At 49.4% G+C, this 13,749-nt stretch carries 19 protein-coding genes; 9 read left to right on the top strand and 10 right to left on the bottom strand.

Annotated elements, in window-relative coordinates; translation table 11 throughout:
• Positions 1–73: 73 nt before the first annotated feature.
• The gene (locus ACR6Z4_RS19865; protein WP_479719053.1) at positions 74–217 is read left to right on the top strand and encodes a hypothetical protein; all 144 of its coding nucleotides are present in this window, start codon (positions 74–76) and stop codon (positions 215–217) included.
• Between the two features lie 5 nt (positions 218–222).
• Here the strand turns inward: ACR6Z4_RS19865 and ACR6Z4_RS19860 are convergent, their stop codons facing one another.
• Both ACR6Z4_RS19860 and ACR6Z4_RS19855 read right to left on the bottom strand, forming a co-directional pair.
• Entirely contained in the window at positions 223–1,299 is a 1,077-nt protein-coding gene (locus ACR6Z4_RS19860) for a WD40 repeat domain-containing protein (RefSeq protein ID WP_479719052.1), read from the bottom strand.
• 22 nt (positions 1,300–1,321) lie between these two features.
• On the bottom strand, positions 1,322–2,293 hold the full coding sequence (locus tag ACR6Z4_RS19855) for a CobW family GTP-binding protein (protein WP_479719051.1): 972 nt from the start codon (positions 2,291–2,293) through the stop codon (positions 1,322–1,324).
• 179 nt (positions 2,294–2,472) lie between these two features.
• Here ACR6Z4_RS19855 and ACR6Z4_RS19850 point away from each other — a divergent pair, with 179 nt between their 5' ends.
• Positions 2,473–2,721: a hypothetical protein gene (locus tag ACR6Z4_RS19850; protein WP_479719050.1), complete on the top strand. Its 249-nt coding sequence runs from the start codon at positions 2,473–2,475 to the stop codon at positions 2,719–2,721.
• Positions 2,722–2,736: 15 nt separating this feature from the next.
• Here ACR6Z4_RS19850 and ACR6Z4_RS19845 read toward each other — a convergent pair whose 3' ends face one another.
• From ACR6Z4_RS19845 to ACR6Z4_RS19830, 4 genes are read right to left on the bottom strand one after another with little or no spacing between them, the layout of a single operon-like run.
• Positions 2,737–3,657: an alpha/beta fold hydrolase gene (locus ACR6Z4_RS19845; RefSeq protein ID WP_479719049.1), complete on the bottom strand. Its 921-nt coding sequence runs from the start codon at positions 3,655–3,657 to the stop codon at positions 2,737–2,739.
• A gap of 45 nt (positions 3,658–3,702) precedes the next feature.
• Positions 3,703–4,758 (bottom strand): CobW family GTP-binding protein, encoded by a 1,056-nt coding sequence (locus ACR6Z4_RS19840; RefSeq protein WP_479719048.1) that lies wholly within the window; start codon positions 4,756–4,758, stop codon positions 3,703–3,705.
• Positions 4,759–5,031, bottom strand: coding sequence for a hypothetical protein (locus ACR6Z4_RS19835; protein ID WP_479719047.1), 273 nt, complete (start codon positions 5,029–5,031; stop codon positions 4,759–4,761).
• A 37-nt stretch (positions 5,032–5,068) separates the two neighbouring features.
• Complete coding sequence (locus ACR6Z4_RS19830; RefSeq protein ID WP_479719046.1) at positions 5,069–5,902, bottom strand: metal ABC transporter permease; 834 nt, start codon at positions 5,900–5,902, stop codon at positions 5,069–5,071.
• Between the two features lie 73 nt (positions 5,903–5,975).
• On the opposite strand from ACR6Z4_RS19830, the gene ACR6Z4_RS19825 reads away from it, so the two are divergent.
• The gene (locus tag ACR6Z4_RS19825; RefSeq protein ID WP_479719045.1) at positions 5,976–6,350 is read left to right on the top strand and encodes a four helix bundle protein; all 375 of its coding nucleotides are present in this window, start codon (positions 5,976–5,978) and stop codon (positions 6,348–6,350) included.
• Here the strand turns inward: ACR6Z4_RS19825 and ACR6Z4_RS19820 are convergent.
• The 3 genes from ACR6Z4_RS19820 to hemB form a co-directional block, all read right to left on the bottom strand.
• Positions 6,309–7,148 carry a metal ABC transporter ATP-binding protein gene (locus tag ACR6Z4_RS19820; RefSeq protein ID WP_479719119.1) on the bottom strand — a complete coding sequence of 280 codons (840 nt, stop codon included), beginning with the start codon at positions 7,146–7,148 and terminating at the stop codon, positions 6,309–6,311. The genes ACR6Z4_RS19825 and ACR6Z4_RS19820 overlap by 42 nt on opposite strands.
• Before the next feature lie 9 nt (positions 7,149–7,157).
• Positions 7,158–8,273: a metal ABC transporter solute-binding protein, Zn/Mn family gene (locus ACR6Z4_RS19815; protein ID WP_479719044.1), complete on the bottom strand. Its 1,116-nt coding sequence runs from the start codon at positions 8,271–8,273 to the stop codon at positions 7,158–7,160.
• A gap of 65 nt (positions 8,274–8,338) precedes the next feature.
• Entirely contained in the window at positions 8,339–9,373 is a 1,035-nt protein-coding gene (gene hemB, locus ACR6Z4_RS19810; protein ID WP_479719043.1) for a porphobilinogen synthase, read from the bottom strand.
• Positions 9,374–9,434: 61 nt separating this feature from the next.
• Here hemB and ACR6Z4_RS19805 point away from each other — a divergent pair, with 61 nt between their 5' ends.
• On the top strand, positions 9,435–9,869 hold the full coding sequence (locus ACR6Z4_RS19805; protein WP_479719042.1) for a Fur family transcriptional regulator: 435 nt from the start codon (positions 9,435–9,437) through the stop codon (positions 9,867–9,869).
• Positions 9,870–9,960: 91 nt separating this feature from the next.
• Positions 9,961–11,220, top strand: a complete 1,260-nt coding sequence (locus tag ACR6Z4_RS19800; RefSeq protein ID WP_479719118.1) for a SidA/IucD/PvdA family monooxygenase — start codon at positions 9,961–9,963, stop codon at positions 11,218–11,220.
• Positions 11,221–11,223: 3 nt separating this feature from the next.
• Here ACR6Z4_RS19800 and ACR6Z4_RS19795 read toward each other — a convergent pair whose 3' ends face one another.
• Positions 11,224–11,643 carry a hypothetical protein gene (locus ACR6Z4_RS19795; protein ID WP_479719041.1) on the bottom strand — a complete coding sequence of 140 codons (420 nt, stop codon included), beginning with the start codon at positions 11,641–11,643 and terminating at the stop codon, positions 11,224–11,226.
• A gap of 99 nt (positions 11,644–11,742) precedes the next feature.
• Here ACR6Z4_RS19795 and ACR6Z4_RS19790 point away from each other — a divergent pair, with 99 nt between their 5' ends.
• From ACR6Z4_RS19790 to ACR6Z4_RS19775, 4 genes are all read left to right on the top strand, one after another.
• Positions 11,743–11,958 carry a hypothetical protein gene (locus tag ACR6Z4_RS19790; protein ID WP_479719040.1) on the top strand — a complete coding sequence of 72 codons (216 nt, stop codon included), beginning with the start codon at positions 11,743–11,745 and terminating at the stop codon, positions 11,956–11,958.
• 74 nt (positions 11,959–12,032) lie between these two features.
• Positions 12,033–12,587, top strand: a complete 555-nt coding sequence (locus tag ACR6Z4_RS19785; RefSeq protein WP_479719039.1) for an HNH endonuclease — start codon at positions 12,033–12,035, stop codon at positions 12,585–12,587.
• A 147-nt stretch (positions 12,588–12,734) separates the two neighbouring features.
• Positions 12,735–12,929, top strand: a complete 195-nt coding sequence (locus tag ACR6Z4_RS19780) for a hypothetical protein (RefSeq protein WP_479719038.1) — start codon at positions 12,735–12,737, stop codon at positions 12,927–12,929.
• Positions 12,930–13,553: 624 nt separating this feature from the next.
• Positions 13,554–13,749: reverse transcriptase N-terminal domain-containing protein (locus ACR6Z4_RS19775; RefSeq protein ID WP_479719037.1), on the top strand; the 196-nt coding region annotated here is incomplete at its 3' end.

The raw sequence follows: 13,749 nt of genomic DNA, 5'->3' as shown, positions 1-13,749 counted from the left end.
GAAATCTATAGAAGTTCTTCGGCTTCGGTGCATCGGGCATAGGAACACCCCGTTGAAGGCAAGGGGCGATCAGATGGAGATGCTGAGGACGTTAAGAACGATTTGCCTGGTTAGGTTTCGTGAGCAAGGACGGCATGTGTTTTACCACTTGCAGGATGATCATGTCTTCAGTTTCTATCAGGCTGTGGTCGAGCATTTAGATGAGTCTGAGGGTTAAGGGACTTATCGTTTACCAAACCCCTGACCCCGGAGAGCCTGTGACCAGACCAGCAACTCGCCATCTAGCCCACCCGCCGCCAGTTGATGTCCCTGCGGGTGCCAGGTAAGGCAGGAGAAGCCACTGGATGCACCTGTAAGCGATTGAATCAATCGGGTGCCCCGATGCCAAAGGGCAACCCAACCATCCTCTACTGCCGATGCCAGTAAAAGGGAATTCGGCTGAAAGGCGATCGCCTGCACCATCCCTTGATGATTACCCAGAATCCGGCTTGCCCAACCCACGCGCTCATCGCGATCGCGCTCCCACACAACAACAGCGGCTCCGCTACAGGATGCCAACAGTGGCGCACCGATACTGGTAGGAACCTCAGACCATGCCAGTTGCCGCACTTTACCCGGAAAGCCGCGCATCAGCCACGGAGCCGGATTACCCCACTCCATTACGCTTAGAGTACTGTCGAGATTACCCTCAGCGATGAACTGATTATCGGGCGACCAGGCGATCGCCACCGTTGCTGAGGGAATGTCTAATGCCTCTGCTTCTGCATCCCAATCGTTTGTATTCCAGACTCTTGCCCCCTGATAGCCTGCCAGAGCCAGATATTTCCCGTCTCTACGCCAATCTAAATCCAGAACCGTTGAAGCCTCGAAGTTAAGCGTCGTCACAACGTTCTGCGTATCAGCATCCCAAATCTGCACATACTTGCCCAGACTGAAGGCAAGCTCATGGGTTGTCGGACACCAGCACAGGCGATCGACCCAAACGGATTTGTTTTCTAACGTGGTGATCAGTTCTGGCGCACCCGATTGAAGCGACCAGATTTTGACCTGCCCATCTTGCCCCCCGATCGCCAAAAATTGCCCATCATGGGAAAAAGCAAGGCAATCGACGGAGTACCCCGTTTCCCTCTGGAGAAGAGTAGATTGGAAACCCGGCAGGCTAATCAATACCACTTCTCCAGCCGCCGAACAAGCTGCTAAGGAGCGCCCATCGGTTGACCAAGCGATCGCAGTGACATAATCTGACAATCCACCCCGCCAAACCTGCTTAAACTCCTGCTGACTAATCGTCCTCGCCATCCCCACCCCCTATTCCCCACTCCTACACCAAACACCCCCGAAACCCCTCCCTCAACTCCCCTTCATCCAAATTGCGACCGATGAAAACCAGTTCATTCTTGCGGGTTTCGTTGGGCTTCCAGGGGCGATCGGCTCTGCCATCAAACAGCATGTGAACCCCCTGGAATACAAATCGATTGTCTTCGCCCTCAATGTTGAGAATGCCTTTCATCCGGAAAATATCGGGTCCCTGATTGCGTAACAGTTCGCCCATCCAGGTATTCAGTCGCTCAAAGTTCAACACACCGGATTCCGCAATTGCCACCGAACCTACAGTTTCATCATGTTCGTGAGCATCCTCGCCTAAGAAATTGGGGTCAATTTCCAGAGCGCGACTGAGATCAAAAGCTCCGACTCCCAGGATGCTATCCATTTCCACTTGAGCATCTTTGGTGCGGTAGATTTTCGCCATTGCATTCATCGATCGGATGCGTTGCTCTAATTCATCCAATTCGGCAGGCGTTACTAAATCGGTTTTGTTGAGCAGGATTACATCAGCAAACGCAAGTTGCTCGATCGCTTCATCCGCATCCCAGTGCTGGTGAATATGCTTGGCATCCACAACCGTGACAACGGCATCCAGGCTGGTTTGCGATCGCACATCTTCGTCCATAAAAAAGGTCTGGATTACAGGAGCGGGATCTGCCAACCCAGTGGTTTCAATCACGAGATGGTCAAACTTGTTGCGGCGCTTCATTAAATTGCCAATGATACGAATCAAGTCACCCCGTACCGTACAGCAAATGCAGCCGTTATTCATCTCAAAGATTTCCTCATCTGCATCAATCACCAACTGATTGTCAATGCCCACCTCGCCAAACTCATTGATGATGACGGCAACTTTCTTGCCATGTTCATGAGTCAGGATGCGGTTGAGAAGTGTCGTCTTCCCAGCACCCAAATAACCCGTAAGGACGGTTACAGGGACAGAACTTGGAATATCGGCAGTTACCATCGGTCATGCCTTTTTGCTTAAAGAATGATAATCATTCTCAAATTATAAGTAAAAGCCAGGATTCAGCAAGTGTTTTGGGTTGAGGCGGAGTTCTGGCAATTTAGGGGTGAGGAAACCGAACTTTAGCAGGTGAGAAGGTGTGTCAGAATACCGACAACTCACTGATGCAGTAATTTCCAATGCCACCTACACCATCCGACCCGCCAGCCAACAAGGTAGCTGATGCAGCGATCCGATTTTTCTGGGGTGCTGTCATTGGCTGCTTCCTGGCTTTAATCCCCCTCTCCTATGGTTGGTATTATCTTTCAGACGTTACGACAACCCAGATCTTTTCCCTTATTGCGTTTGGGGTGCTGGGAGGAATTGTCGGCATATTTAGCACTCTCCGGCAAATGGGTCATTTCTTCGACTCCATTCCCTGGTTCTGAGTTTAATGCTGGAAATTAAGCTCGTAGAAACGGTAATACGATCGCTGCCACTTCACTCGCCTCTTCCTCATGCATACCCAGTGTTCCCGGCAGCCGAACGGATTCAATATTGGATAATGTCGCCAGGGCTTCCATTTCAGCCTTTGATTGAGGTGGGGATTGTTCGCCTATGACAACCAGAGTAGGCATGGTGAGCGTGCAGCGAAGCTGATCCGTAACGGATCGCCCCACTGTCAAAAACTCGTCTCGATTAGCCATCGGGTCCAGGGTGCCCGTCACAAAGGCGGCTGGGGCGAACCGTGCCCCCGGTTGCTGAGTAATTTGGTGCTTTGCTTTTATAAAGTCTGGGGTAAGCCGTGCTTCATTCACAAACACATGGCGACGATACATGAATTTGAGAAAACTGGGAGTCGTATTTAACCCGTAGAGGAATTGCCCCAGACCGGGCGATCGCACCAGTTCCCGCACCCCATCCCGTACAGGTGTTGGCGCACCCATCGCGCATAATGGTCCCTTCCAGGTGGGCGCTATCAGTGCCAGTTTTGAGACAAGGTTTGGCTGTTGAGCAGCTTGCATCGCGTACCCAGCCGCATGACCCGCCGCAACGACAGCAGTAGGCTGATCAAATTGAGATTGAAGGAAATCTTGTAGGAGTTGGCGGTAGAGGGCAGGTTGATAATCTAGGGCAGGACGATCGCTCTGTCCAAAACCTAACCAGTCCATTGCAACCACTTGAAAGTGTGGGGCTAACTGTTCGGCAATTCCCTGCATTTCGCCACGAGTGGAAACGGTGCTAAAGGCAGGGAGAAGCAGAACTGGATTGCCACTGCCGCGTGTTTCGTAGGCGATCGCAAAAGTCTGATCCTGCCATTGCCACTGGAATGTGTGAACAGTTCCGCCAATTTGAGCCGATTTAGACCTGAGTGTTGTCGTCATGGTTGCACCTCATACATTGCTAATCGAGAATATTGAATGCCGTGTTTAGCGGATACTCAACTTCGTTGGCTCAAACTCCTGGCACTGTGCTAACTCTTGCCGCAACTGTTCCGGGTTAAGATTCCGTCCAATCAGTACGATTTGATTACTGGGTGGGGTTGTCCAGGATTCCACCTCCAGGCTACATCGCTTCCCACTCAGTTGAAAGATGTGTTTCATCTGGCTTTCTTGAAACCAGAGAATGCCCTTTCCCCGAAAGACATTAGTAGGGAGATGGTCAAGGAAATTTTGAAATTTTGTGAGAGAAAAGGGGCGATCGCTGACAAAGGACACCGCTACAAATCCATCATTCTCTAAATGCTCGGAGTGGTGATGGTGATGAGCATGGTGATGAGCATGGTGATGAGCATCATGATGGTGATGAGTATGTTTCGTTTCCGGTTGATTCAGCAAGTCTGCATAGTGTTCTGGATCGTTATACCCAACATCTAAAATCAACGGTAAGGGAACCTCTCCTCGTTGACATCGAATTAGTCTAGCTCCCTGTTTCACGCTATGAATATACTGCTCCAACTCATCTACCTGTTCCATAGGTACTAGATCTGTTTTGTTAAGCAGCAGGATATCCCCGTAAATAATTTGATTGAGTGCAGCATCGCTATCAAAATGGTCTGGTGTGAAGGTTTCTACATCAACCAGAGTCAAGACGGAATCTAAACGCGTCAGATCTCGTAGCTCTGTACCCAAAAACGTCAGCATGATGGGAAGTGGATCGGCAATTCCTGTTGTTTCAATCACCAGATAATCGATCGCGTCTTCCCGTTCCAAAACTTTGTACACCGCATCAACTAAATTCTCATTGATGGTGCAGCAGATACAGCCATTGCTGAGTTGCACCATATCTTCATCGATCGACATCAGCAGTTGACTATCAATGTCTATATCGCCAAACTCGTTCACCAGCACCGCAACTTTGAGATCCTGCCGATTTTTAAGGATCTGGTTGAGTAAGGTGGTTTTACCACTGCCTAAAAATCCAGTGATGATGGTCACTGGCATTCCTCGCTTAGGAATGTGTAAGGATGCTTGACTAGAAACCATTCATTTCTCCTGTTGATGATTGCTTTTGAACGCTTGAACTAAATCGCTTTGCTCAATCTCAGCGATCGCTTTGTGAATTTTGAATTGTTGAATCGGTTGCGTCAGAATAGTTACTGCTGTTTCAATTGGCGGGCATCCTGGTTCTTTACATTGAAGTTGGCTAATCGAGATGGTTGTTTCCTGATCGAGTCGTAGTAATTCATCAATCCAGGTTTTAAGTTGTTGAACTTTAGCGGGTTCAGTCTTTGATTGATTCTGGGTAAATAGGTTCATGCCTTATTGCCTCAAATAATCTGTCTGTAAATCTTCTCTACTGAGTCAGTGCATTAAAACGTGGCAATGCCATTGCAAATAGAAAGATCACTAACTGGGTTGCCACAATACTGGGACCTGATGGCAAATTAAATCCGGCTGAAATCAGCATCCCAACCATTGCACTCATTGCGCCTAACCCTGCTGATACAGCGACATAGTGAGTAAAGGTACGGCTGAGCAATCGGGCAGCACAGGCAGGAATCACTACAAAAGCACTGACGAGCAGCACCCCGATCGCCTTAATCGAAATTCCTACGACCAATGACAGCAAGACAATAAATGCAGTTCGGTGAATGGATACGGAGACTCCACGGGCGATCGCCAACGGTTCGTGCAGCGTTAGCAACATCTGCGTTCGCAGGGTTAATCCAACGAACATCAAACAGACGATGAGCAACAACCCACTCAGGATTAGGTCAAATTCTCGAACTGCCAGAATGTCGCCAAACAGGAGGTTATTCAGCCCGCCTTTGTACTGCCCGACAAAACTGAGGGTAATGATGGCGATCGCCAACGAGGAGGAATAAATGATATTTAGCAGCGCGTCTGTCCATAAACGAGTACGTTCCAGTAGGTAAGACACAGCTAAAGCAAAAACAACCGCGAACGGTAGCAGCACAAACGAGGGATTGAGTCCCAGTAGAAAGCCAATGCTGATACCGAGTAAGGCAGAATGCCCCAGCGCATCGCTGAAAAACGATAACTGTCGCAGAATAGTAAAACTGCCCAAAAGCCCACCCATAATGCCAGTCAAGATACCGCTCAGGAGTGCCCGTTGCATGAAGGGGAGTGAGAAGAGTTCGATGATGCGGGTGAGTTCGGTAGGCATATGGGAAATGGGGAAGTGGGGAGTGGGGAGTGGGAAGAATAGGAAATAGGAATAGTTTTTTGGGGTGTATAAGATGGGGAATGGTAAAATTCAGTCTTATCAGGATTTGGAGGTTTGGCAGCAGGGGATGACTTTGGCAGAAAATTGCTACCGCGTGACAAAAACATTTCCGAAAGAAGAAGTTTATGGCATGGTTTCACAAATTCGGAGAGCAGCGGTTTCAATTCCAGCCAATATTGCTGAAGGCTACGGACGGGAGTATCGAAATCAATACATTCAATTTCTTCGGATTGCTCAGGGTTCTCTAAAAGAATTAGAAACTCATCTTTTACTTGCTATCCGGGTTGAATTAATCACCATGCAAATAGGGCAACCACTCCTCGCTCAATGTGAATCTACAGGTAAATTACTCCGTGCCCTCCTCCGCGCCCTCCAAAAAACTCAATAAATTAGTCCCCACCCCCCACTCCCTACTTCCCCCTTGATGCCGATGATGATAGCGAACAAACTCTGAACCATAGGCAGCAGAGAGGTTGTCGGGTGAAAGGGCAATCTCTGGAGTTCCCTGGCAAAGCAGGGTGCGGTTCATGCAGAGGACGCGATCGCAGTTTCGGCGCACCATATCTAAATCATGAGAAATTTGCAGAATTGCCCAGCCTTGCTCTCGTTTAAGTTGATAGAGCAATTGGTAGAATTCTGACTCCCCCCGCACATCTAATCCCGCCGGAGCTTCATCCAGGATCAACAGGCGACGGGGACGCACCAGACAGTACGCCAGAAGGACACGCTTCGTTTCACCACCCGACAATCCACTAATCAGATGATGGCGGAGATGGTCTACTTCAACTCTGGTGAGTGCTTCGCGCACTGCATACTGACGTTTTCGGCGGTTCGACCAGGGGACTTGAATGCCCAGCTTATCCCATCCCAGTCCCACCAGTTCTTCGACGGTGATGGGAATACGGCGATCGAACAAAAAGTTTTGTGGCAAGTAAGCAATCTGTTGACGAATGGAAGGTGAAAGAAAACCTTGTCGAGACAGAGGTTGTCCCAGGATGCAAACGTGTCCTGCTTGCCGGGGCAGAATCCCCAGAATCGCTTGCACAAGCGTTGTTTTGCCTGCTCCATTAGGACCAACGATCGCCGTGTCGGTTCCTGCTGCCAGAGAGAACGAAACATCTTGCACGGCTGCAAAGGTTTCCCGATAAACCGTGAGTTGTTCGACTGATAACACGATGTCTTGCAAACTCACCTCCTAAAACCTGATCCCAACTCGTTTGGGCACAAGTGCGATCGGTTGAGTTGACCAGAGCGGCAGGAAAGATTGGGTGGATTGTCCTGTAAATGCAGTCGTCAGGGCTTGCACGTTGCTTCGCATGGTGATCAGGTAATAGTCGGGTTGCAGGGCTTCAGGTCCTCCCGTTTCCATTGGGTCAAACGTGCTGACGCGTACATTCAAATCATTTGCCAGGGCTGCAAAGGCATCCTGCCCACCCTGAGGTTCAGTCAAGAGCGTCTTTAAATTGGTCGCCTGCACGGTATCTATCACCCGTTTCACATCATCTGGTGATGGGTTTTCTTCAGGTACGTCCACCAGAAAATTAGCTTTTAAGTTGTAACTCGCAGCAAAGTAAGGGGCGAAGTCGTGAAAAGCAACAAAAGTCTTTCCGGCGTAGGGTTGTAGCAGTTGGGTGGTTTCTGCATCCAGATCTCGTAACTTCTGAATGTAAGCGGCTGCATTGGCGGTATAAAGGTCTTTCCCTGCTGGATCAGCTGCAATCAGTCCATCCCGAATATTTTCGACCTGCTGAATTGCCCGCTTTGGATCAAGCCAGATATGAGGATTGTATTCCCCATGATCATGTCCATGTCCGGCTTCTGCCTGTTCATTTGCACCATGATCGTGGTCATGGTCGTGAGCCTCCCCTTCAATCGATTCCGCCGTAATCGTCTGTACGCCCTGACTGGAATCAATCACCTTCAGGTTGGCATTCCCAGCATTGTTAACCAGATCCTCCAGAAACTCCTCCATCTCCAGCCCGTTCTGTACCAACACATCGGCTTTCGCCAATCTCTGAGCATCTTCCGGCTTTGCCTGATAATCATGGGGACCGACATTGGTGGGTAACAGTTGGGTCACTTCTGCCCGATCGCCCGCTACGGCTTTTGTAAATTGAGTGATCGGTAAAAACGTTGTCACCACCTGCAACTCATCAGTTGTTGCGGCGGTCGGCGATTGTGCTGGTGAATCCGAGTTTGTTGAGGGTGCATTCGATGCACAACTTCCCAGGCTGAGCGCGATTGAAGATATCACAGCAATAGACAATCGACGCACAATTCCATTCAATTGATGTGTTTTTAGATCGGTCATCTAAACCATCCTTGTGTAGTTAAAAATCCTGAAAATATCAGGCGGACAACCATTCCCGACCCTTGTCACTGCCGTAACATCAACGCCACATCTTTAGCAAAGTAAGTCAAAATCAAATCCGCCCCGGCTCGCTTCATACTGGTCAGCGTTTCCAGAACCACTTTTTTCTCGTCAATCCAACCTTGTTCCGCAGCGGCTTTAATCATGGCGTATTCACCACTGACGTTATAGGCTGCAACAGGTAAATGAGTGTGCTGCTTGATCTGGCAAATAATATCCAGATATGCCAGCGCAGGTTTAACCATCACAATGTCGGCACCCTCTGCAATATCGAGAGCCACCTCCTTAATGGCTTCTCTCGAATTCGCGGCATCCATTTGATAGGTCTTCTTATCACCAAACTTGGGTGCAGAATCCAGAGCATCCCGGAACGGACCATAGTAGGCAGACGCATATTTGGCAGAGTAGGCAAGGATGCCCACATTGATCCAACCTTCTGCATCCAGTGCTTTGCGAATCGCACCCACGCGCCCATCCATCATGTCCGAAGGAGCCACAAAATCGGCTCCGGCTTCTGCCTGAACGAGTGCCTGTTTCACCAACACAGCAACGGTTTCATCGTTGAGAATTTTGCCATCTTGCACAATGCCGTCATGCCCCTCGCTGCTGTAAGGATCGAGGGCAACATCGGTAATAACCAGAATATTGGGGACAGCTTGTTTAATGGCTCTCACCGCACGAGGAATTAAGCCATCCGGGTTATAGCTCTCGGTTCCAGCATTGTCTTTCTGACTATAGGGGATTAGGGGAAATAGGGCGATCGCCCCAATCCCCAACTCATCCGCCTGCTTTACCTCATCCAGTAGCAGATCCAGCGTATAACGGTAGCAACCGGGCATTGATGTTACTTCTTCCCGTTGCCCTTCCCCTTCCATCACAAACAGCGGATAGATCAAATCTTCGACCCGCAATATAGTCTCCCGTACCATGCGGCGCAACGTTTCTGTCCGGCGCAACCGCCGGGGACGATGAGTCACTGGAGGAACAGGATGTTGGAGTGGCCTGGCATTGCTAGCTTGAAGAACTGATTTGTCCAACATAGAAGACTCAGAGGGTGACATACTGTAGAATGAGAATGATTATCATTCTACAGTATGTCCCGTGAAACGGAACTCCTACTTCCAGAAAAGCCACTCCCATTCCGTACAATCCTTGCCTCGCTTGACTCGGCAGCAACAATCCGTATGGTCTGGACTGGAGCAACAGTCTGATCCAATTTCGGCTCAAGCCTTATACCGTCTGTTGCAAGAACAGCAGGCGATCGGTCTGGCGACGGTTTATCGTGCTTTAGAAACCTTGAAGTTACACGGGTTGGTTTTGAGTCGTGCTGGGACAAACGGAGAGCTTCTCTACAGCCCAATGGAGCAGGACAAACACTACTTAACGTGCTTGCAATGTGGTCAGTCGTTCCCGTTAGAAACCTGCCCGGTTCAAGAACTAGAGGCACAATTGCAGCATTCTGCCTCATTCAAAATCTACTATCACACCCTGGAATTCTTTGGCGTTTGTTCTCCCTGCCAAATGCAACTGGGTTGATCAACCTTTTGAAATTTTCTGCTTCGGACTCTCAATCTAAGTCGCTTTTTGGATGGTTATTTGTGTTGCTTGCGATCGCTCATTTGTGAATATGTCCCAAATTCCCTTACCTCACTCCATTGATATTGCCATTGTTGGAGCCGGACCTCATGCGCTCACTCTGGTCACACATCTATTGCAAAAGAAAAAATCAATGCGAGGACGGTTCATCGTCTTCGACCCCAGTGGTCAGTGGATGCGCCAGTGGAACTATCAATTTGCAGCACTGGAGATTCCTCACCTCAGGTCGCCCGCCGCGCATCATCCTGCTCCTAACCCCCATGCCCTTCGCACCTTTGCCGAACACCGCTCCAACGAACTCTTTGCGCCCTACGATTTACCAGGAACCAGGCTGTTTCAAGATTTTTGTCAGGAGGTGATTCATCGCTGGCAACTGCAAACTTGTGTATATCCGGCTCAGGTGTTACAAATTCAACCCTTCAGCGATCGCCATTCTCGTTTTCATCTGGAATTATCGGATGGTCAAACGATCGTTGCTCGTCGGGTGGTGATTGCCAACGGTGGAGGACGACCTCATCTCCCAGAATGGGTTGAGCAGATTTCGCAGAATTATCCCAAGAATCGCTTACTCCACTCTCACCAAGTCGATTTGAGAGGATTGCATCTCCAAGGAGAACGGGTGCTGATCATTGGGGGTGGATTAACCAGTGGGCACTTAGCGGTCGGCGCGATTCAACGGGGCGCAGAGGTGATGCTGATGTCTCGTCGCAGCGTTTATGAGAAATTATTTGATGCTGACCCAGGCTGGCTGGGTCCCAAATACCTCAAAGATTTCTGGGCAGAACCCAATTGGTTCTCTCGCTGGCAGATGATTCAGCAGGCACGCAATGGTGGGTCCATGACTCCAGCCATGCTGACCCAACTCCGGCGATTGCAACGGGATGGGAAGATTACCTTCTACGAACAGTGCCAGGTATCCCAAGCTCAATGGATAAACAACGCTTGGCAAATTTGCTGCACCAATTCAGCGGTGCATGAGTGTATTCATCATCAACGTATCGATTGTGCTTCGCACACGCATTGCGAACGCATCTGGCTTGCAACCGGAAGCCAATTAGATACAACAACTCATCCCTTGCTCCAACAGGTTTTAAACACTCATTCCCTTGAGATCGTGAATGGTTTACCCGTTGTCGATGAATATCTGCGCTGGCAAGGTTGTGAACTATTTGTCATGGGTGGGTTAGCGGCATTACAAGTGGGTCCCACCGCACGTAATTTATCAGGCGCAAGAGCAACAAGCGATCGCATTGTTCCAGCACTCACAAAACCCAGCCTCTCACGAGTGTAGATTTCAGACCCTTGATTGGCTCAAGCTATCTCCAAGGAGGAGCGGAACAATTGCTCCATCGATTGTCAGCCCTAACCACATCATCTGTTGTGGATGAATAGTCTCCCCTGTGATCGCACATTGCTCATGTTGCTGTGCAATCGCCCTAAACGTCGCTCGAATATCCGACAGAGATAACAGTGGGAGATGAGAGGGCGATGCGAAGCAGTTCCCCCTTTGGAGTAATCGCCTATCCTCGACTGAATACGGTCGCACCTCATCCGCCCCCATCTGTTGCTCCACAAACTGCCAAAGCACCTCTCGAATTAGGGTTTGATAGCCCTGTTCCCCAGAAATCTCCCGCAATCGCTCTTTCAGTTCCGGTTCCAGTCGGATACTAGTCACCTGCATTTCCGAAGTGCTACCCCGTTTGCGTGTATCCATAACCGAACATCCTAAATTTCAATTCCCGGGTAGACAATCTAATACTACAAGAGTAGTATGTAGACATTCGGATTTGTAATACAAATACTACAGCCTTCCATGATACGCATCCTTCATAACACCTTAAGCAGCGTCCATGTTCGACCCCAACAATGTTCGGGTAGGGCAGCGGCGCTGTTTGCGTTTGAGGGGACGTATTGGTTTAGCGGCGGTAAATCCGTCAGCGAAGGCATTGATAGCACAATTGCCGGACGACTCAATCCGGATCAACTGACGAGCAGCGGGAGGTGCAGGGCGACCCTGGCACCGACATAGGGAAAGCCATATTAACTTCCCCAACCCCCGCTCCTGGTACTCAGAGGCGGGGGTTATTTTTGAGGAGAAAACTGATGCAGACCGAACAGCGACAGAAGATTCCAATACTTCAGAACCAGGTCGTGGTGTTCTCTAAGAACTACCTGCCCCTGGCGCGAATCAACCTTAAACGGGCAGTTGTCCTGCTGGTTACCGGACAAGCAGAGACTCTGGAGTTCAGTAGCACTCAGCAATGGGAGGTACGCTCGCCCAGCGTCGTACTACAAATCCCTGATCACATCCGGTTGACCAGTGGTAATCCAGAGCGGCATTGGAAAGTACCTCCGGTAAATCGTCGGGAGGTCTTCCGCCGCGACAACCATACCTGTCAGTACTGCGGCAGCACCAAGCACCTGACGCTGGATCACGTCATTTCCCGCTCAAAAGGCGGAAGCCATACCTGGGACAACGTAGTGACTGCGTGCGAGAAGTGTAATTCCAGTAAGGGCGATTCTCTTTCAGAGAGGCTTCGCCAACGCCTCTTACACGAAACCGGAATGGTCTTGAGAACCAAACCCAAAGCCCCGATGCACCCTGCCATTGCATTTGCTGAGCAGTTCTGGAAAGAACAGCAAGCCATTGAACTCTGACCTCAAAACCCCTGGGAGAGGATGATTTAACTACTTTGGAGCGATCGCCCTCTCCCTTCTCGAAAAAAGTTGTAGTACCCCTTTGACACATTGTAGCATGTTGTATCATGTTTGTAGCATGAGATGAGATACAGAGGAGGCAATCCAATGACCACTCACTCCCTAACTCAAAACAACGTTCTCTTGAAGCTTTCAGAGTTCTTAAAAACTCATTGTTCTGGCACTTCTAGGTCACTTCAAGATGACTCATCCAATCGGAGAAATTTATCTCTCATTCAACACCAACAAGTACTCCGCCAACTTCAGCAAACCTATTATCTGGAACGGCGTTGCTTTCTCTAATTCCTGCTAATCCATCAGCAACCCTGAACCTTGAAAACTGAAGAGCGACACGAAGTCGCATAGATAAAACGAAGTAGAGTATTAAACTCTCAAGTTAGTGCCCAAACTTGTACCCGGTTTCCAGTGCATTTCTAGTAATGGAGATGTGCCATAGCGGAAACAAATGTCTAATCAGAATCTAATCGCAAGGAATCTGAGGGCTAGGGTAAGGGCTGCACGGCTAACGAAAGTGAACTGTCATCTGAAACTTCGTTACGAGGAAGTCTCGAAAGCGATTGATACGAGGCTGTTGGGAGTAGGAAAACAGGTCTTTCAATTCCTGTGAACGGGCACCCGCACACTTCCCGGAGTAAAGACAGAGCCTAACCAGTCCGCATCTTCCCTATGTGGAACGTGGCAACCCCAATAAGGTCTGCAAAAGCAGTAAGCAAGCTGTAAAGTGCGCCCAACTCCTCAGGGGGGAAAGGATGTCCTAAGAAGCGAATGCCATCAACCGAAAGGTAACGGGAACCCATAACCGGATGGATAGGGCAATACCCAACTCGAAAGAGTGCTGACGTAGGACAGGTGAATCACCCGTAGAGACATGAGAAGAGATTAGCTTCAACCTGAAGGAAAAGTTAGGTGCAGCCACAAACTGTAAACGTAACAGAAGGGCAATTTTGGAACGCTATTAATTGGCGACAAACCAACAAGATTGTGCGAAATCTGAGACAGCGAATCTACCGGGCTACTATTGCAGGGAATCTGAAACAAGTCCGCTCGCTGCAACGGTTAATGCTGAGAAGCCTATCCAATCGCTTACGAAGTGTGCGGAAGG

This window comes from Calyptranema fuscum S582 (assembly GCF_055793305.1).
The sequence above is the reverse complement of the archived record's forward strand: the minus strand, read 5'-3'. Positions and strand labels throughout refer to the sequence as shown.